Annotated in this window: 12 protein-coding genes and 2 tRNA genes; 5 read left to right on the top strand and 9 right to left on the bottom strand. The window is 64.6% G+C overall.

The window, feature by feature from the left end:
- Nucleotides 1-52: 52 nt before the first annotated feature.
- The 3 genes from AB4Z32_RS07520 to AB4Z32_RS07510 form a co-directional block, all read right to left on the bottom strand.
- A complete protein-coding gene (locus AB4Z32_RS07520) occupies nt 53-1,849 on the bottom strand; it encodes a S8 family peptidase (protein ID WP_442121211.1) in 1,797 nt (598 codons plus the stop codon).
- A 188-nt stretch (nt 1,850-2,037) separates the two neighbouring features.
- Nucleotides 2,038-3,876 carry a S8 family peptidase gene (locus tag AB4Z32_RS07515; RefSeq protein ID WP_442121210.1) on the bottom strand — a complete coding sequence of 613 codons (1,839 nt, stop codon included), beginning with the start codon at nt 3,874-3,876 and terminating at the stop codon, nt 2,038-2,040.
- 444 nt (nt 3,877-4,320) lie between these two features.
- A complete protein-coding gene (locus tag AB4Z32_RS07510; RefSeq protein WP_442121209.1) occupies nt 4,321-6,537 on the bottom strand; it encodes a TonB-dependent receptor in 2,217 nt (738 codons plus the stop codon).
- Nucleotides 6,538-6,821: 284 nt separating this feature from the next.
- On the opposite strand from AB4Z32_RS07510, the gene AB4Z32_RS07505 reads away from it, so the two are divergent.
- A tRNA-Val gene (locus AB4Z32_RS07505) sits at nt 6,822-6,897 on the top strand.
- Between the two features lie 44 nt (nt 6,898-6,941).
- A tRNA-Asp gene (locus AB4Z32_RS07500) sits at nt 6,942-7,018 on the top strand.
- Between the two features lie 216 nt (nt 7,019-7,234).
- On the opposite strand, the gene AB4Z32_RS07495 is transcribed toward AB4Z32_RS07500, so the two are convergent.
- Complete coding sequence (locus tag AB4Z32_RS07495; RefSeq protein ID WP_442121208.1) at nt 7,235-8,383, bottom strand: GGDEF domain-containing protein; 1,149 nt, start codon at nt 8,381-8,383, stop codon at nt 7,235-7,237.
- Nucleotides 8,384-8,610: 227 nt separating this feature from the next.
- Here AB4Z32_RS07495 and AB4Z32_RS07490 point away from each other — a divergent pair, with 227 nt between their 5' ends.
- From AB4Z32_RS07490 to AB4Z32_RS07480, 3 genes are all read left to right on the top strand, one after another.
- Nucleotides 8,611-9,093 (top strand): cyclic nucleotide-binding domain-containing protein, encoded by a 483-nt coding sequence (locus AB4Z32_RS07490; RefSeq protein WP_442121207.1) that lies wholly within the window; start codon nt 8,611-8,613, stop codon nt 9,091-9,093.
- The gene (locus AB4Z32_RS07485) at nt 9,090-10,232 is read left to right on the top strand and encodes an AI-2E family transporter (RefSeq protein WP_442121206.1); all 1,143 of its coding nucleotides are present in this window, start codon (nt 9,090-9,092) and stop codon (nt 10,230-10,232) included. The genes AB4Z32_RS07490 and AB4Z32_RS07485 overlap by 4 nt, the downstream gene beginning before the upstream one ends.
- Nucleotides 10,233-10,424: 192 nt before the next feature.
- Nucleotides 10,425-11,210, top strand: coding sequence for a PEP-CTERM sorting domain-containing protein (locus AB4Z32_RS07480; RefSeq protein WP_442121205.1), 786 nt, complete (start codon nt 10,425-10,427; stop codon nt 11,208-11,210).
- Nucleotides 11,211-11,219: 9 nt separating this feature from the next.
- Here the strand turns inward: AB4Z32_RS07480 and AB4Z32_RS07475 are convergent, their stop codons facing one another.
- From AB4Z32_RS07475 to AB4Z32_RS07455, 5 genes are all read right to left on the bottom strand, one after another.
- Complete coding sequence (locus AB4Z32_RS07475; RefSeq protein ID WP_442121291.1) at nt 11,220-13,424, bottom strand: YgiQ family radical SAM protein; 2,205 nt, start codon at nt 13,422-13,424, stop codon at nt 11,220-11,222.
- Between the two features lie 151 nt (nt 13,425-13,575).
- Nucleotides 13,576-13,872: a DUF4404 family protein gene (locus tag AB4Z32_RS07470; RefSeq protein ID WP_442121204.1), complete on the bottom strand. Its 297-nt coding sequence runs from the start codon at nt 13,870-13,872 to the stop codon at nt 13,576-13,578.
- Nucleotides 13,869-14,081, bottom strand: a complete 213-nt coding sequence (locus tag AB4Z32_RS07465; RefSeq protein WP_258847285.1) for a VF530 family protein — start codon at nt 14,079-14,081, stop codon at nt 13,869-13,871. The genes AB4Z32_RS07470 and AB4Z32_RS07465 overlap by 4 nt, the downstream gene beginning before the upstream one ends.
- 146 nt (nt 14,082-14,227) lie before the next feature.
- On the bottom strand, nt 14,228-16,351 hold the full coding sequence (locus tag AB4Z32_RS07460) for a M3 family metallopeptidase (protein WP_442121203.1): 2,124 nt from the start codon (nt 16,349-16,351) through the stop codon (nt 14,228-14,230).
- 86 nt (nt 16,352-16,437) lie between these two features.
- Complete coding sequence (locus tag AB4Z32_RS07455; protein WP_442121202.1) at nt 16,438-18,609, bottom strand: M3 family metallopeptidase; 2,172 nt, start codon at nt 18,607-18,609, stop codon at nt 16,438-16,440.
- Between the last annotated feature and the right edge of the window lie 17 nt (nt 18,610-18,626).

The following is an 18,626-nucleotide window of genomic DNA, read 5'->3' as shown; positions in this document are numbered from 1 at the left end:
AAGGGCGCGCAACCTGCGTCGCGCGCCCTTGTCTCACTGCTTGTCCAGCCGCTTACCAGGTAAACTTCAGCGAGTACGACGCGCCATACACACCCGTGTGGTAGCGCACGCGGACGTAACGCGGCGAAGTCGCCGAGGTGGCGTTGGCGACCGACACCGCGTCCGGCGTGCCCGCGCCGTTGGTGCTCATCGCCAGCTGGGTGCCGGCGCTGTTGTAGGCGTACAGGTCATAGTCCGTGCTGCCGCTGCCGGCGTTCATGGTCAGGGTCGCGGTCAGGGTCTTGCCGGCCGGGACCTGGACCACGAAGTAGTCGTTGTCGGTCGTACCGTACAGCGTGCCCTTGACCACGGTGCCCGAGACGTTCACCGGATTGGCGACCGAGATCGAGTTGTTCGGCTCGACCTCGTTCTGCGTCGGCGGCGTGACCGTCGCGCCGGCCGCCACGGCGTTCACGGCCGCTGCGGCGTCGACGATGCCGGCGCCGCAACCCGAGCAGGCCGCCGGGAAGGCGCGCGCGGTGGACTTCAGCTTGGCCTCGACTTCGTCCGGCGTCAGATTCGGGTTCGTCGACAGCATCAGGGCGGCCACGGCGGCCACGTGCGGGGTCGCCATCGAGGTGCCCATCATGTAGCCGTAATTGTCGCCGGCCGGGGTGCTGGTGCCGGCGTTCCAGGTCGACAGGATGCCCGCGCCGCTGTCGCCGCCCGGCGCCGCCACGTCGACCACGCTGCCGTAGTTCGAGTACGAGGCCTTGCCGCCGGTACGGCCGACCGCCGCCACCGCGATCACGCCGGCGCAGTTGGCCGGATTCGAGTTGGCGGCATTGATGTTCGAGTTGCCGGCCGCTACCACGACCACGGCGCCGCGCGAACGGGCGCTGTTGATCGCATTCTGGGTGGTGGTGTCGCAGGCGCCGCTGCCGCCCAGCGACAGGTTCAGCACGCGCGCCTTGTTGGCATTGGCCGGCACGCCGGTGACGGCGCCGCCGGAGGCCCAGACGATGGCGTCGGCGATGTCCGAGGTATAGCCGCCGCACTTGCCCAGCACGCGGGCCGGGACGATCTTCGCGCCGTAGGCGATGCCGGCCACACCGACGCCGTTGTTGGCCTTGGCGGCGATGGTGCCGGCCACGTGGGTCCCGTGCCAGCTCGAGGCTTCGTCCTGCGCCGGGATGCCGGTGCCGCACTGGCCGGCATAGGTGTTGTCGCCCGGGTCGCTGGCGTCGCTGTCGCGGCCGTTGCCGTCGCCGGCGATGGTGGCGTTGGTGATGAAGTCATAGCCCGGCAGGATCTGGCCCTGCAGGTCGACGTGCGGACGGTAGCCGGTATCGATCACGGCCACGTTGATGCCGGCGCCGGTCGACTTGTCCCAGGCGGCCGGCACGTTCATGCCGCCCTTGGCGTCGAACAGGTCCCACTGCTGGGTGTACATCGGATCGTTGGGCACGAACAGCGGCAGCATGACGCGGTCCGGTTCGGCGTATTCAACGTCCGGGTCGCGCGCCGCCAGGTCGGCGGCCAGGGCCCTGGCTTCGTCGATCGACATGGCGCGGCTGAGCTGCATCACGTTGGCGCCAGTGGCGGTGGCGCGCAGCAAGCGCATGGTGGCGCCGAGCTGCTGGCCGGAGCGGGCCATCAAGGCCTGGCGCGCGGCCGTCAGGGCGCGGGCGGGCATGGCGCCCTTGGAATTGTCGACCGCATCCTTGTAGCGGACGATCAGGCGGTCGGTCTGGGTGATGACCTTGGTTTGCGCCGCATCCTGCGGCGCGGCGTTGGCGGCCAGCGACCCGAAGGCGACGAGGGCTGCGGCGCAGAGTTTCAACACGGGAGACATCTTGTGGTGCGACATGCTTGCTTCCTCTTTTCGTTAACCGAACCGACGAGCGTAACGAAAAGCGGCCCGCTTGGGGCCGCTTTAGGGGTTTTCACCACAGGAAAATTTTTGATAAGTAATTGATTGCTAAAGGAATTTATTGACTCTCGGCATTTCCTTTACAGGCAATCAGCTTTCCCGTTTCCAGGCAATTACCAGCTCGGTTACCAGCTCAGCTTCAGCGTGTATTTGCCGCTGGTCGAACCGGTGCCGCCGCTGTAGTACACCACGCGCACGTAGGCGGGCACGGTGGTGGAGCCGGTATTTGTCGCACTGGCCGAATCGATCGAACCGGCGCCATTGGTGCTGGACGTCACCTGGGTGCCGGCGCTGTTGTAGATGTACAGGTCGTAGTCCGAGGTCGAGTTCGGCGTCAGGGTCGCGCTCAGGGTCTTGCCGGCCGGCACCTGGACCACGAAGTAGTCGGTGTCGGTGGTGCTGCCCATGGTGCCGTTGACCGTGGTGCCCGCGGTCGTCACGGCGTTCGCGGTGGAGATCGTGTTGTTCGACTCGGTTTCCGAGATCGTGGTGCCGGTGCCGCCGGTGCCCAGGGCCGCATCGACCGCCGCCGAGGCGTCGACGATGCCCGCGCCGCAGCCCGAGCACGATGCCGGGAAGGCGCGCGCGCTCGACTTCAGGCGGGATTCGACGTCGTCCGGGGTCAGGTTCGGATTCACCGACAGCATCAGCGCGACCACGCCGGCCACGTGCGGAGTGGCCATCGAGGTGCCCATGTAGCCGGCGTAGCTGTCGGCGCCCGGACCCTTGGTGCCGGCGTTCAGGGTCGACAGGATCGCCGCGCCGCTGTCGCCGCCCGGCGCCGCCACGTCGACCAGGGTGCCGTAGTTCGAGTACGAGGCACGGCCGCCCGACTTGTTGGTGGCCGCCACCGCGATCACGCCCGAGCAGTTGGCCGGGCTGCTGTTGCTGACGTTCTGCGACTCGTTGCCGGCCGCGACCACGACCACGGTGCCGCGCGAACGGGCGCCGTTGATCGCGTTCTGGGTGGTGGTGTCGCAGGCGCCGCCGCCGCCCAGCGACATATTGATCACCTGCGCGCGCGCCGCGATGTTCGGCACGCCCGAGACGGTGCCGCCGGAAGCCCAGATGATGCCGTCGGCGATGTCCGAGGTATAGCCGCCGCACTGGCCCAGCACGCGCACCGGCACGACCTTGGCGTTGTAGGCGACGCCGGCCACGCCGATGCCGTTGTTGGTGAGGGCGGCGATGGTGCCGGCCACGTGGGTGCCGTGCCAGCTCGAGTTGGTGGCGGCCTGGCCAGTACCGCACTGGCCGGCGGCGGTCCAGTCGCCCGGATCGCTGGCATCACTGTCGCGGCCGTTGCCGTCGTTGGAGATCGTGGTGTCGGCGATGAAGTCGTAGCCTGCCAGGATCTGGCCCTGCAGATCGACGTGCGGACGGTAGCCGGTATCGATCACCGCCACCCGGATGCCGGTGCCGGTGGCCTTGTCCCAGGCCGCCGGCAGGCGCATGCCGCCGACGGTATCGGTGTAGTCCCACTGCTGGCTGAAGTAGGGATCGTTCGGCGTGAACATCGGCTTCTTGATGCGGTCCGGTTCGGCGTACTCGATCGAGGCATCGCCGGCGGTCAGGTCGGCCGCCAGCTTGGCGGCCTCGGCCACCGAAATCTTGCGGTTCATCTGGATCACGCGGGCGCCGGTACCGATGGTGTGCAGTTCCTTCATCGTCAGGCCGAGCTTGCGGCCGGCCGTGTTGAGGACGGCCAGGCGCGAAGCGGCCATCGGCGACGCCGCGGCGGCCCGCGACAGCCCTTTGGCGACGCTCTTGGCATCCGGCGCCGACTCGTCCTTGTACTTGACGATCAGGCGGTCGGTCTCGGCAGTGACGTCCACACCCTGCGCGGCGGATGCGGTGACTGCCGTGGCCGGCACGCCGGCCTGGACAAAGCCTGCGCCGAGGCCGAGGACGGCCACTGCGCACAGTTTCAAGACTGCCGGGTACATCGATTTCTGAGACTTCATGTTTCTTCCTTTTTATAGAAAAACACAAAAGTTTTGATTTTCCGCAAGCACGTCATGAACTACTGAGTGCCTGAGATCTAGTTGTGTCGGCGCTATTTCTGCACACCGATTGCCCGTCTGAAAGCGGACACGGAAGAGTAGCGCGAAGGAAGAAACCTTGTGGAAATTTCACAATTGATTTCGGCATCTTTACAACGAAAAACAGTACTTCGTAGCAAAAACCTACTTTATTTGGCGGAAAATCGGCTCAGCAAAATAAGATCTTGCTAAAAAACGCAAAATTATAAGGAGATTATCATTCTTGGTCAGCCATAACATTTAACACATAGCTTTGATCTATATCAGATATAACGCATAAATTTTAACGAAGATGCATACGCGCCAGACGTAAAAAAGGCCGCGATCGCTCGCGGCCTTTTGCTCAACCGGACAGCCGTTCAGGACTTAGAAATTGCCCTTGAACTGGACGCCGTAGGTGCGCGGCTCGTTGGTGAAGCCGGTCAGGTTGTTGAAGTCGATCGCACCGGTGATGCGGCGCTGGTCGAGGATGTTGCGGCCGAAGGCAGCCACTTCATACTTGCCGCCCGCCCAGTTGTAGCCGACGCGCAGGCCGCCTTCGGTCAGCGGCTTGCCGCTGAATTCCTTCGCTTCGTACAGGAAGAAATTGATCTTCGTACGGTAGGACCAGTCGGTGTAGACGAAGAACTCGCCGTCGCCCATCGGGATGCCATAGCGCGCGGTGGCGTTGAGGGTCCACTTCGGCGCCTGCGGCAGCGGGTTGCCGTTGATCTCGACGCGGCCGGCCGCGTTGACCGGGTCGGTGACGGTGCACTGGGCGCACTTGTTGACCGACAGGCTCGGGTCGCGGATCTCGGTGAAGTTGTAGCTGGCGCCGCCGGTCACGCGCAGCGACGGGCTGACGATGCCTTCGAAGTCGAACTCGGCACCCTGGGCCTTGGTCTTCTTGGCGTTGATCAGCTTGGTGACGTTGGAGTTACCGCCGACCACGGTCAGCTGCTGGTTCTTGACCTCGAAGTCGTACAGCGAGAAGTTGACGCGGGCGCGGCGCTCGAACAGGTCGGCCTTGATGCCGCCTTCGACCGAGGTGACGGTCTCGGCATCGGCCACGGTCACCGGCACCGATGCCGACGCGGCGGCGATACTCGGCGCGCGGAAGCCGGTCGCCATGCGGGCGTACAGGTTCACTTCGCGGTTCAGCTTGTAGGTACCCGACAGGTCCCAGTTGACCTTGCTCTTGCTCTCGCTGATGCCGGCCGGGCCGATCAGGGTCACGTTGGTGTGTTCCAGCGTGGCGAAGTCCTTCTTGTCGTCGGTGTAGCGCAGGCCGCCGCGCAGGGTGAAGGCATCGTTGACGGCATAGGTCACGGAACCGAAGGCGGCCCAGGCCTTGTTCTTCTGGTTCGAGACCACGCGCGAGGTCTGCTGCTGGGTCACGCTGTCGAAGTTGTCGCTGCCGCCGGTCGCGTCTTCATCGAAGTAGTACAGGCCGGCCTGCCAGTTCATCGGGCCCGCGTTCTTCGACTCGACACGGAATTCCTGCGAGTACTGGGTCAGGTCGGTCAGGCGGCTGGCGGTCTGCACCTGGAAAGGAATGAAGCCCGGACCGGCCGGGGTGCCGCCGTCGATGTCGCCGCGGCTGTTGTAGTGGCCCACGCCTTCGTAGCCGGTAATCGAGTACAGCTTGACCGGGCCCAGGTCCCACGACAGGCGCAGGTTGGCGCCGTTGGTCTTGAGGTTCTGGAAGTTCAGGGCATTGGTGACGATGCTGTTCAGGTCGTAACCGTCGGCGATGTCGTTGGTGCCCTTCTTGATCAGGTTGGCGCGGAACAGGCGGGCGCTGCCGGCGGTGGTGCGCTGGTGCACGTTGAACAGGGCGCTGAAGGTGCTGTCCGGGGTGTACAGGAACTGCACGCGCTCGGCGTGTTCGTTGTAGCCGTCCAGTTCGCCGGTCTTGTTGGTCTTGGCCAGGTCGCTGTAGTTGTCGACGTAGTTGTCGCGGTGCTGGCGCAGGGTCGAGACGCGCATCGCCCACTTGTCGGACAGCGGCACGTTGACGGCGCCTTCCAGGTTGACGGTGTTATGCGTGCCCCACGAGGCGTTGTAGTAGCCCTCGACCTTCTTCAGGTTCGGCTTTTCGGATTCGAACTTGACCACGCCGGCCGGGGTGTTGCGGCCGAACAGGGTGCCCTGCGGGCCGCGCAGCACTTCCACGCCGGCCACGTCGAAGATCGGGAAGCCTTTCAGGATCGGGTTTTCCTGCACGATGTCGTCGACGATCAGCGACACCGGCTGCGACGCGAACAGCGAGAAGTCGGTGTTGCCGTAGCCGCGGATGTAGAAGCGCGGGAAGGTGCGGCCGTTCGACGATTCGATGTTCAGGCTCGGCACCTTGCCGGCCAGCACGCGGATGTCTTCGCCACCGGAGACGATGACGTCCAGTTTCTCACCCTTGATGGCGCTGACGGAAACCGGCACCTCCTTGATGTTTTCGGTGCGGCGCTGCGCCGTCACGGTAACGGTTTGCAGCTCGTTGGTCGATGTAGCTTGGGCCAGGGCCGGGGCGGCCGACATGGCGGACAGCGCCAGCATCGCGCCGTGGGCGGCGATGACGCGCTTGTGCATCTTGGACATCTTGGTCATTTCGATTTCCTAGGAAGGGTAAAAAAACTTGTATTTATGTCTCCCCCAGCCCCCTCTTCCCCCGGCAAGCGCGCCGTGCTCGGCGTCTTCATATTGCCAGGTTGGTAAGCGCGCAATTGTCGAGCATGTGTATAAGTCAAGGCAAGAAATATGCGTGGGGATAGGCGGCCATACAACAAATTATTTTTCCCCAAAACCCTTGCGTGCTCCGGAAGGGATACGCTATGATTCGGGCCTCTTCGGACGCGGTGACAAACGTCGAAGGCAACATCGAAGTGGTTTGCGGGCGCTTAGCTCAGTTGGTAGAGCGGATCCCTTACAAGGATTAGGTCGGGAGTTCGAGCCTCTCAGCGCCCACCAGATCTTCCGATGATGCCGACAGCGAAGAAAAGATCAGTAAAAACGGAGCGGTAGTTCAGTTGGTTAGAATACCGGCCTGTCACGCCGGGGGTCGCGGGTTCGAGCCCCGTCCGCTCCGCCAGAATCAAAGAAGAAAGGTCCGACTTGTCGGGCCTTTTTTCTTTTTAGCTACAGGAGGGTCTCCCCTGCGGGCGACCCGGTTTCGGGCTCGAAGGGAATCGCCTGCAAGCGATTCCGCGGCCCGCGGGACGTGGGCGAGCCCCGTCCGCTCCGCCAGAATCAAAGAAGAAAGGTCCGACTTGTCGGACCTTTTTTCGTTTCTGCCCTGCCTTGCGCGTCATGCCCTCCTGAGCATCGGGGCGCCAAGCTCGACGCGGTTGCGTCCGCCGGTCTTGGCCGCATACAGCGCGTGGTCGGCGCGCGCCAGCGCCGCCGTCAGCTCCTCGCCGACGCCGATCGTCACCACGCCGATGCTCACCGTCATGCGGTAGCCGGGCGCGCAGTCGAGCACCGGGGCCTCGGCCACCGCGATACGCAGGCGTTCGGCCGCTTCGAGCGCGCCCTCGAGCGCGGTGCCCGGCAGGACCAGCGCGAATTCCTCGCCGCCCAGGCGGCCGATCACGTCGTGCTCGCGCAGCACGCCGCGCGCGGTGTCGGCGAATGCCTGCAGGGCGCGATCGCCACAGGCGTGGCCATAGCCGTCGTTGAGCTGCTTGAAGTGGTCGATGTCGAGCATCAGCAGGGTGATCGGCTTGCGCAGGCGCAGCGCCAGCAGGCGCGCACTGTCGGCGCGCTCGAAGAAGGCGCGGCGGTTCAGCATGCCGGTCAGGCTGTCGACGGTGGCCAGGCTGCGCATCAGGGCATCGTCCTTCTGCTTGCACAGCAACAGGAAGCCGAAGCCGTTCACGATCATCAGGAGATAGCTGGCCAGGTAGGCCACGTCCTTCACCGGCGACACGGTCGTTCCCGGATTGCCGCCCTCGAGGCCCAGCCAGGTCCAGATCGCCAGCGCGAACAGGATGTTGTTGATGCCGATGAGACGCTGCAGCAGCGGTGCCTTGCGCGGACGCAGCAGGACCACCGCCGCGCCGAATACGAACAGGGCGATGATGAAGGAAATCAGTTCGGTGAGCTGCAGGCGCGAGGCTCCGGTCGCCACCGCATAGCCGATCGCCACCCAGCCGGGCAGCGTGAACAGGTAGAGGGACTGGCGCCAGCGCCTGAAGCCGAAGAACAGGCAGTTGGCGCCCACTTCCAGCGCCACCCCGGCCAGCCAGACGCAGGCGGACAGCGCCTCGACCAGGCCCGGCTCGAACTGCGGCGCGACCCACCAGCAGAGCTGGGCGAGCCCGATCGACAGGCGTCCCCACATCCACCAGCCGAGCGCCGGGCTGTTGTCCGCCCCCCGCATATAACCTGCCATCAGCAGGGCAAACGCGATATTGCCGACACCGAGCGCCAGCATGAAGGTTTGAATATCGATCACTGTGGTCCTCAGGGACTGCTGCGGTTTACTGTAATTATTACAACAGCTGTTTCCCAAAGGAATTATCTTACACGGTTTCAACATTTGGTTACGCACAATTCGAGTGCGTCCTCGGTTTGCTGCCGGATATGCCGCACTGTTGGAACATTGCTACATGGCACAACTGAATCGTGCATAATTGACAATAACCTGATGTCCATCCTTGTCGCTGTTTTCATGGAGCCGCCGTGATCTTTGGTTTTCTCACATCCCAGACCCTGTCCCCGCGCCAGCACAGGCTGCAGAACACACCGCTGTTCCGCACGCTCAAGCCGCTCGAGGTCAAGTTCGTGGATGGCCTGATGCACGAGCGGCGCTACCTGCCGGAAGAAATCGTCTTCGACGAGAACGAGGAAGGCCAGGCGCTCTACCTGGTGATGGCGGGCCGGGTCGAGATCAGCCGCGCCCACGAAGGCAGCCGCCGGCTGGTGAGCGAGCTGGGACCGGGCGGCTTCTTCGGCGACCTCGCCCTGCTCGACAACTCGCCGCGCAGCGCCCAGGCGCGCGCCGTCGAGCACTGCGAGCTGGCGGTGTTCTTCCGCGACGACTTCCTGGCGCTGATGGATACCGACGCCGTGATCGGCTACAAGATCTCGCTGGCGCTGGCGCGCCACATCGGCCAGCGCCTGCGCGAGCGTCTCGACGGCCGTCCGCAGCTGGAAGCGCTGTGATCGGCGGCCCCGTGGTCCGCGAGGAGCGCGCCGGGCCGGTGGCCTGGACCGCGATCGTCGCCGTCACCTGCCTGCTGCTGGTGCTGCTCGAGCATATGCTGTGGCTGGTACTGCCCTTCATCTTCGGCACCGTGATGTACTACACCCTGCTGGGGCCGATGCGGCGCCTGCTGCGCCTGGGCTTTTCGCGCAGCGTCTCGTCGATGCTGGTATGCGCCGTGTTCTTCGGGCTCGCCACGCTGGCGGTCGCGGCCGCGCTGTCGTGGAGCAGCGGACCGGCGGAGGACAGCGCTTCCTGGAGCGAGACCCTGTCGCTGTACGCGAACGGCGGCGTGGCCTTCGTGCGCAACACGATGGCGCTGCTGGAAGCGAAATTCCCGCTGCTGGCCGAGATGCACCTGACCTCGCTGGTCAACAAGCGCTTCAAGGCCTTCACCGACAACTTCGCCCAGCGCTACCTGGCCACCATCCTGGTCACCGCGGCCGGCTGGCTGCCCTCGCTGCTGCTGGCGCCCTTCCTTGCCTTCTTCTTCCTGCGCGACGGCCTGCGCTTCAAGAAATTCCTGGCGCGCGCGGTGCCGAACGCCTACTTCGAACGCACCCTGTTCCTGCTGCACGAGGTCGACCAGACCGCGCGCCGCTATTTCGAGGGCCTGCTCAAGCTGACCGTGCTCGACACCATCGTGCTGGGCTTCGGCCTGTGGGTGATCGGCGTGTCATCTCCGCTGCTGCTGGGCTTCATTTCCGCGCTGCTGGCCTGGGTGCCCTTCATCGGCTCGGTGGTCGGCTGCGTGATGGTGGTGATCGTCGCCGCCACCGACGCCCCCGTCAATCCGCTGGTCGCCTACGGCGCCATCGTCGTCTTCATCCTGGCGCGCCTGCTGGACGATTTCGTCTTCATGCCGATCACCCTCGGCCGCAGCCTGAAGATCCACCCGCTGATCGCGGTGCTGATGATCTTCATCGGCGGCGCCCTGTCCGGCGTGGCCGGCCTGATGCTGGTGCTGCCGCTGCTGGGCGTGGTGATGGTCATCGGAGAAACCCTGGGCCGCCTGATGACCAATCCACGGCTGCGGGCAAGGCACCGCTACGCAAGGCAGTTGCGGGAAAAACAGGCGAGCGGGGATCTGCTTGCCTGACGGCGACGTTCAACCCAGGCTGCATATTGTTGGTTATATTAAATTATTAACCAACTGTCGGAAAATTTGACGTCTGCTCATCCCTGGCACTCCCTTTCGATGGAAAATCAAGGACTTGGTTTAATGGTATGAATATTGCATTGCGTTTTGCGTCGAAATTCCTTCGGCAACCAAAAACAAAGAGGGAGCAAAATGACAACAAACCGCCATACCGCATTCCTTCGGAGTGCCATTTTCGCCCTGGCCTTCGTGGCCGCCGGCACGGCCAGCGCCGCTCCGATCTACTGGACCGATTGGCAGGGCGGCGACCTCGACACCGGTCCCGGCTTCAGGGCCCAGGGCACCATCACCACCGCCACCTCGACAGTCACCGTCACGTATACGAATGCTGCGGGCGTCGGTTTCTACCAGCCCAGCGGCGGTACCGACTACTGGGGGCCGCGCAACTCGACTTCGCCCTACACCAGCAGCGCAGTCGACAACGCGCCCACCGGCACCGACATCATCGCCTTGCAGTATGCGGGCAGCCAGACGCTGACCTTCTCGCAATCGGTCGCCAATCCGGTATTCGCCGTCGTCAGCCTGAACGGCAACGGCTACGCCTTCCTGAACCAGGACTTCGATATCCTCAGCTATGGCGCCGGCCCGGGAGCGGCCGCTCCAGGCAACCATAGCTGCGGCTTCTATGGCTGCGGCACCCTGACCAAGCAGGTAGTGGATCTCGGCGGCGGCAACACCGAATACCGGCTGATCGGCACCGGCGAGCCGCATGGCACCATCCGTTTCACCGGCACCTTCGACGCGCTGACCTGGCGCAGCCTGACTTCCGAATACTGGAATGGTTTCACCGTCGGCGTGGAGGGCACGGCGGACGAGGGTCCGCCGCCGAATGACGTGCCGGTGCCGGCGACCTGGCTGCTGATGGCCATCGGCAGCGCAGGCCTGGCTGCGGTCCGTCGCCGCAAGCCGGGCGTTTAGAGCCGGGCTCTACTTCCGCCCTGCCGCCTTCGGTTTGGTCTTGATGGTTGACAGGATGCCCGGCTTGGCCTTGCCCGGCGGCGCCACGAAGGGTGCTGGATCGTTGCGGCTGTTTCCACGCCCGTTGCGGCGGGTGGCCACCTCGATCACCCGGCCCTTCGGCGCGGCACCGCGGGACTCGGCCACCAGCGGCAGGGCCTTGCGCTCGCTACGCGGCGTGGCTTCCTGCTCGCTGCCGGGCGGCGGCACCAGGTGGCGCTCGCCGTTGCCGATCAGGTCGCCGCGGCCCATGCGTTTCAGGCCTTCGCGCAGCACCGGCCAGTTTTCCGGGTCGTAGTAGCGCAGGAAGGCTTTGTGCAGCTTGCGCGTCTTGCCGCTCTTGGCGGTGACGACTTCTTCCGAATCCTCGGTCACCTTGGCCAGCGGGTTCTTGCCCGTGTGGTACATGGTGGTTGCCATCGCCATCGGCGTCGGCGTGAAGGTCTGGACCTGGTCGAGGTGGAAGTTGTTCTTCTTCAGCCACAAGGCGAGATTCAGCATGTCCTCGTCGGTCGAACCCGGGTGGGCCGCGATGAAGTAGGGGATCAGGTACTGCTTCTTGCCCGCCTCCTTCGAGTACTTGTCGAACAGCGCCTTGAACTCGTCGTAGGTGCCGATGCCCGGCTTCATCATCTTCGACAGCGTGCCCTCTTCCGTGTGCTCCGGCGCGATCTTCAGCAGGCCGCCCACGTGGTGGGTGACGAGTTCCTTCACGTACTCGGGCGAGCGCACGGCCAGGTCGTAGCGCAGGCCGGAGCCGATCAGGATCTTCTTGATGCCCGGGATCGCGCGCGCCTTGCGGTACAGCGAGATCAGCTTGCTGTGGTCGGTACCCAGGTTGGAACAGATGGTCGGATAGACGCAGGACAGGCGGCGGCAGGTTTCCTCGATCTTCTTGTCCTTGCAGGACAGGCGATACATGTTCGCGGTCGGACCGCCGAGGTCGGTGATGGTGCCGGCGAAGTTCTTCGTCGTATCGCGGATCAGCTCGATCTCGCGCAGGATCGACGGCTCCGAACGGCTCTGGATGATGCGGCCTTCGTGCTCGGTGATCGAGCAGAAGGTGCAGCCGCCGAAGCAGCCGCGCATGATGTTCACCGAATAGCGGATCATCTCCCAGGCCGGGATATGCGCCTTGCCGTAGCTCGGGTGCGGCGCGCGCGCGTACGTCAGGTCGTATACGCCGTCCATCTCGTCCATGGCCAGCGGCAGCGGCGGCGGGTTCAGCCAGACGTCGCGGTCGCCGTGCTGCTGCACCAGCGCGCGCGCGTTGCCCGGGTTCGACTCGAGGTGGAACACGCGCGAGGCGTGCGCGTACATCACCGGATCCTCGCTGACGGTCTCGAAGGACGGCAGGCGCACCACGGTCTTGCGTGCTTTTTCGCGCGCGGCGGCCTGTCTCTCTTCGCGCGTCATGATGACGATCGGCTTGACCTCCGGTTCCGGCTGCGCATTCTCGGTGGCGCAGGCCTTGGTGTCTTCCTGCGCCATCGCGTAGGGGTTCGGATGCGGGTCGACGCGGCCCGGCACGTCCACGCGGGTGGAGTTGTGCACCGACCACTCCTGGTCCGGCAGCCAGCCGTGCGGCACCAGGAAGGCGGTGCCGCGCAGGTCGCGGATGTTCTTGATGCTCTCCCCTGCCGCGATGCGGCGGGTGACGTCGACCAGGGCGCGTTCGGCGTTACCGAAGATGACCAGATCCGCCTTCGATTCGAACAGCACCGAGCGGCGCACCTTGTCCGACCAGTAGTCGTAATGCGCGATGCGGCGCAGCGAGGCCTCGATCGAACCGGCGATCACCGGCACGCCCGGGAAGGCTTCGCGGGCGCGCTGGCAGTAGACGGTCACGGCGCGGTCCGGACGTTTATTCGGCTCGGCGTTCGGCGTGTAGGCGTCGTCCGAGCGGATCTTGCGGTCGGCCGTGTAGCGGTTGACCATCGAGTCCATGTTGCCGGCGGTGATGCCCCAGTACAGATTGGGCTTGCCGAGCGCGCGGAAGGGTTCCACGGAGGTCCAGTCCGGCTGGCTGATGATGCCGACCCGATAACCCTGGGCTTCCAGCAGGCGGCCGACCAGCGCCATCCCGAAGCTCGGGTGGTCGATGTAGGCGTCGCCCGTGATCAGGATGATGTCGCACGAATCCCAGCCCAGCTTGTCCATCTCCGCGCGGGACATGGGCAGGAAGGGCGCGGCGGGAGCGCGGCTGGAGCGCTTGGGGACGCTCGCGAAAAGATTGGTGGGGGAGTTCATTGGCCGGCATTTTACAGGAAAAGCCGTCGGTCAACTCCTCCCCCCTCCAAAATTGGCTTAGTTTTCAACAACTTAATCAGATGCCCATGTTGTTGAGGATATTGCCGAGCTGGCGTAGGGCCGGCTCCAGGTTCGGGTGGCGGGCCGCGAAGCGGGCCGTGATTTCCTGGCTGCGCGAAGCCAGGCCATAGGTGTTGGCGTCCGGGTCGTCGGCGCGGCGCTCGAGCACGTGCTTGATGTCGCCGTCGAGCTGGCGCAGCAGCATCTCCAGTTCGTCGTCGACCTCGCCCGTCTCCTCGAGGTGGCGGTGCAAGGTCTTCAGGTGCGCTTTCAGGGTGTCTTCGTTATCAGGCAGCATGTCGTCGTCCCTCATGTGGTGAACCTGGTCTCCAGGTACAGCTTCTCGACCTGTTCGCGGGCCCAGGGCGTCTTGCGCAGGAACTTCAGGCTCGACTTGATGCTGGGGTCCTTGATGAAGCAGTTGATCGCGATACGGCGGCCGAGCCCATCCCAGCCGTAGTGCTCGACCAGGCGGGTTAATAAGGATTCTAAGGTAATACCGTGTAATGCCTGAACACTCATTGCAGAGACGATGTCCTCGTGAGGGCGTTGTGGGAAATTTTATATCTGAAGGGGAAGGATGGGCGCGCCGCTCGCCGTTGCCGCGCCCTGTTTCGTCGTTCCCGCGCAGGCGGGAATCCAAGTCCCTCGGGTATTCGTAAAACTTATTACTCGCCCGTCAGTCCACGGCGCTCCAGCAGCGGCTCGATCTTCGCATCGCGGCCGCGGAACTTGCGGTACATCTCCATCGCATCCATGGTGCCGCCGCGCGACAGCAGGGTCTGGCGGAAGTGGTCGCCGTTCTTGCGCAGCAGGCCGCCGTTCTCCTTGAACCACTCGACGGTGTCGGCGTCCAGCTTCTCGGCCCACAGGTAGCCGTAGTAGCCGGCCGAGTAACCGCCCGAGAACACGTGCGAGAAATAGGTCGTGCGGTAGCGCGGCGGCACCAGCGGGAAGTCGACGCCGGCGTCATGCAGGGCCTTGGCTTCGAAGCCCAGCACGTCGGTCGGGATCTGGTTCGGGGCCAGCTGGTGCCAGCTCTGGTCCAGGATCGAGGCCGCCAGGTACTCGGTGGTGCGGTAGCCCTCGTTGAACTTGCTTGATGCCTGCACCTTGTCCAGCAGCGCCTGAGGCATCGCCTCGCCGGTCTGGTAGTGCTTCGCATAGTTGGCCAGCACTTCCGGCCAGGCCATCCACATTTCGTTGACCTGCGAGGGGAACTCGACGTAGTCGCGCGGCACGCGGGTGCCCGAGAAGCGCGGGTACTTCACGTTCGAGAACATGCCGTGCAGCGCGTGGCCGAACTCGTGGAACATGGTGCGCACTTCGTCGTAGGTCAGCAGGGTCGGCTCGCCGGCGGCCGGCTTCGGGATGTTCAGGTGATTCGCGATCACCGGGTGGGTGCCCAGCAGGGTGTTCTGGCCGACGTAGGCATTCATCCAGGCGCCGCCGCGCTTGTTGGCGCGCGCGTAGGGATCGTGCAGGAAGATCGCCAGCTGCTTGCCGTCGGCGTCGAAGACGTCGAACACGCGCACGTCCGGGTCGTACACCGGCAGGTCCTTGCGCTCCTTGAAGGTGATGCCGTATTCCTTGGTGGCGGCGAAGAACACGCCGTCGATCAGGACGCGGTTGTACTCGAAGTAGGGACGCAGCTGGTTCTGGTCGAAGGCGTAACGCTGGGCGCGCACCTTGTCGCTGTAGTAGTTCCAGTCGTAGGCGGCGGCCTGGAATTGTCCGCCTTCGGCGTCGATCACCTTCTGCAGGTCGGCCGCTTCCTTCTTCGCGTTGTTCACGGCCGGCTTGGCGAATTCGGCCAGCAGCTTGTTGACCGCGCCGGTGGTCTTCGCTGTCTGGTCTTCCAGCATATAGGCCGCGTGGCTCGGATAGCCCAGCAGCGCGGCGCGCTCGGCGCGCGCCTTGGTCAGCTCCAGCACCAGGGCGCGGTTGTCGAATTCGCCGCCATGGCTGCCGCGCGCCAGCGAGGTTGCCAGCAGCTTTTCACGAGTCGCGCGGTTGGTCAGCACGGACAGCGGCGCCTGCTGGGTGGTGTTCACGACCGGGATCACGAACTTGCCGTCCAGGCCGCGCTTCTTCGCTTCCGCACTGGCGACGTCGATCGCCTTGTCCGACATGCCGGCCAGCTCTTCGCGGCTGTCGACCACCAGCGCCGAGGCGTTCGCTTCCTTCAGCACGTTCTGGCTGAACTGGGTCTGCAGGGCTGCAATCTTCGCGTTATAGGCCTTCAGCTTGATCTTGTCGCTGGCGGACAGCTGGGCGCCGGCGCGCACGAAGTCGGTGTGGTAGCGCTCCAGCAGGTAGGCCGATTCGGCATCGAGGTGCAGCTGCTCGCGCTTGTCGTACAGGGTCTTGATGCGCTTGTAGAGCTTCTCGTTCAGGCGGATCTTGTCGCTGTGCGCGGCCAGCTTGGGCGCCAGTTCCTTGTCCAGCGCGTTCAGGGTGTCGTTGGTGTTGGCGCCAACCAGGCTGTAGAAGACGGTCGAGACGCGGTTCAGCAGCTGGCCCGAACGCTCCATCGCGACGATGGTGTTCTGGAAGCTCGGCGCCGCCTTGCTATTGGCGATGACGTCGATCTCGGCCGACTGCTGGCGCATGCCTTCCTCGAAGGCCGGGGCGAAGTCTTCATTCCTGATCTTGTCGAAGGCCGGGTACTGGAACGGCAGGGTGCTCGGCTTGGCGAAGGGGTTCGAGGCCGGCAGCTGGGATGGCGCCGCCTGGGCGAAGGTGGCGACGGCCGCGGTGACGGCGAAGGCCAGGATGTGGGAACGGTTCATTCTCTCTCCAGTGAAAATCGTCTTGTTGTTTGTTGTGGTGCTTCGCGTGGGCTCGGGGAGCCCACGCTTGACGGTGGATCAGCCGCTCAATTGCCGGTCAAGCCACGGCGCTCCAGCAGCGGTTCGATCCGCGCATCACGGCCACGGAAATTGCGGAACAGGTCCATGGCGTCGGCCGAACCGCCGCGCGACAGCAGGGTCTCGCGGAAGTGGTCGCCGTTCTTGCGCAGCAGGCCGCCGTTCTCCTTGAACCACTCGACCGTATCGGCGTCCAGCTTTTCGCTCCACAGGTAGGCGTAGTAGCCGGCCGAATAGCCGAGCGAGAAGCTGTGCGAGAAATAGGTCGTGCGGTAGCGCGGCGGCACCGGCGCGAAGTCGACGCCCGCATCCTTCAGCGCGGCGGCTTCGAAGCCCAGCACGTCGGTCGGGATCTGGCTCGGGGCCAGCTGGTGCCAGCGCTGGTCGAGCAGCGAAGCGGCCAGGTACTCGGTAGTGATGTAGCCCATGTTGAACTTCGCGGACGCCTGCACCTTCTGCAGCAGCTCTTGCGGCATCGGCTCGCCGGTCTGGTAGTGCTTCGCGTAGTTGGCCAGCACTTCCGGCCAGGTGGCCCACATCTCGTTGACCTGCGACGGGTACTCGACGAAGTCGCGCGGCGTGTTGGCGCCCCCAAAAGTAGGGTACTTCACGTTCGAGAACATGCCGTGCAGCGCATGGCCGAATTCGTGGAAGGCGGTGCGCACCTCGTCATAGGTCAGCAGGGTCGGCTGGCCGGCGGGCGGCTTCGGGATGTTCAGGTGGTTCGCCACCACCGGGTGGTTGCCCAGCAGCGTGGACTGCGTGACGTACTCGTTCATCCAGGCGCCGCCCTGCTTGTTCGGACGCGCGTAGTAATCCATGATGAAGATCGCCAGCTGCTTGCCGTTGGCGTCGAAGACGTCGAACACGCGCACGTCCGGGTCATACACCGGCAGGTCCTTGCGCTCCTTGAAGCTGATGCCGAACTCCTTGTTCGCGGCGAAGAACACGCCGTTCTGCACCACGTTGTTCAGTTCGAAGTAAGGCTTCAACTGGTTCTCGTCGAAGGCGTACTTCGCCTGGCGCACCTTGTCGGTGTAGAAGGCCCAGTCATGCGCGGCGACCTGGAAGCCGCCCTCGGGTTTACCAACTTCGGCATCGATCACACGCTGGATTTCGGCGGCCTCCTTGCGCGCATTGTTCACGGCCGGCGGCGCCAGCTCGCCCAGCAGCTTGTTGACGGCTTCCGGCGTCTTCGCGGTTTCCACTTCCAGCGAATAGGCGGCATAGGTCGGGTAGCCCAGCAGGGTCGCCTTCTCGGCGCGCAGCTTCGCCAGGCGCTGCACCAGCTCGCGGCTGTCGAATTCGCCGCCGCGGCTGCCGCGCGTCATCGATGCCGCCATCAGGCGCTCGCGCGTACCGCGGTTGGTCAGCGACGACAGCAGCGGCTGGCCGGTGGTGTTGGCCAGCGCGATCACGAACTTGCCGTCCAGGCCGCGCTTCTTCGCTTCCGCGGCGGCGGTATCGATCTCGGCATCAAGCATGCCGGCCAGTTCGGCGCGGGTATCGACCACCAGCGCCGAGGCATTCGCTTCCTTCAGCACGTTCTGGGCGAAGGTCGACTGCAGGCTGGCGATCTCGCCGTTATAGGCCTTCAGCTTTTCCTTGTTGGCGTTGGAGAGATTGGCGCCGGCGCGCACGAAGTCGCGGTGGTAGCGTTCCAGCAGATGTTTCGATTCGGCGTCCAGCTTGAGGCCATCGCGCTTGTCGTACAGGCTCTTCACGCGCTTCCACAGTTTGGCGTTCAGGTAGATCGCGTCCGCGTGGGCCGCCAGCTTCGGCGACATCTCGCGGTCGATCGCGTCCAGGTTGTCGTTGGTGTTGGCGCTCTGCAGGTTCGAGAAGGTGGTCGACACCCGCGCCAGCAGCTGGCCCGCGCGCTCCATCGCGACGATGGTGTTGTCGAACGTCGGCGCCGCGTGGTTGTTCGCGATCGCCTCGATCTCCAGCAGGTGCACGCGCATGCCCGCTTCGAAGGCCGGCTTGAAGTGCTCGTCCTTGATCTTGTCGAACGCCGGGTAGTGGAAGGGCAGCGTGCTGGCCTTGGCGAACGGGTTCGAAGCGTCGAAGACGGCAGCGGGTGCGGCGGAAGCAGTGGGAGCGGCGGCGGCGGGGATGGCGGTGCTTGCGTAGGCAAGCGCGATGCTTGCCGCGACGATGAAGCTGTGTTGACGTTTCATGCGATCTTTCAGGACAC

It is taken from the genome of Massilia sp. 2TAF26 (assembly GCF_052115005.1).
Classification (GTDB): domain Bacteria; phylum Pseudomonadota; class Gammaproteobacteria; order Burkholderiales; family Burkholderiaceae_D; genus Telluria.
The sequence above is the reverse complement of the archived record's forward strand: the minus strand, read 5'-3'. Positions and strand labels throughout refer to the sequence as shown.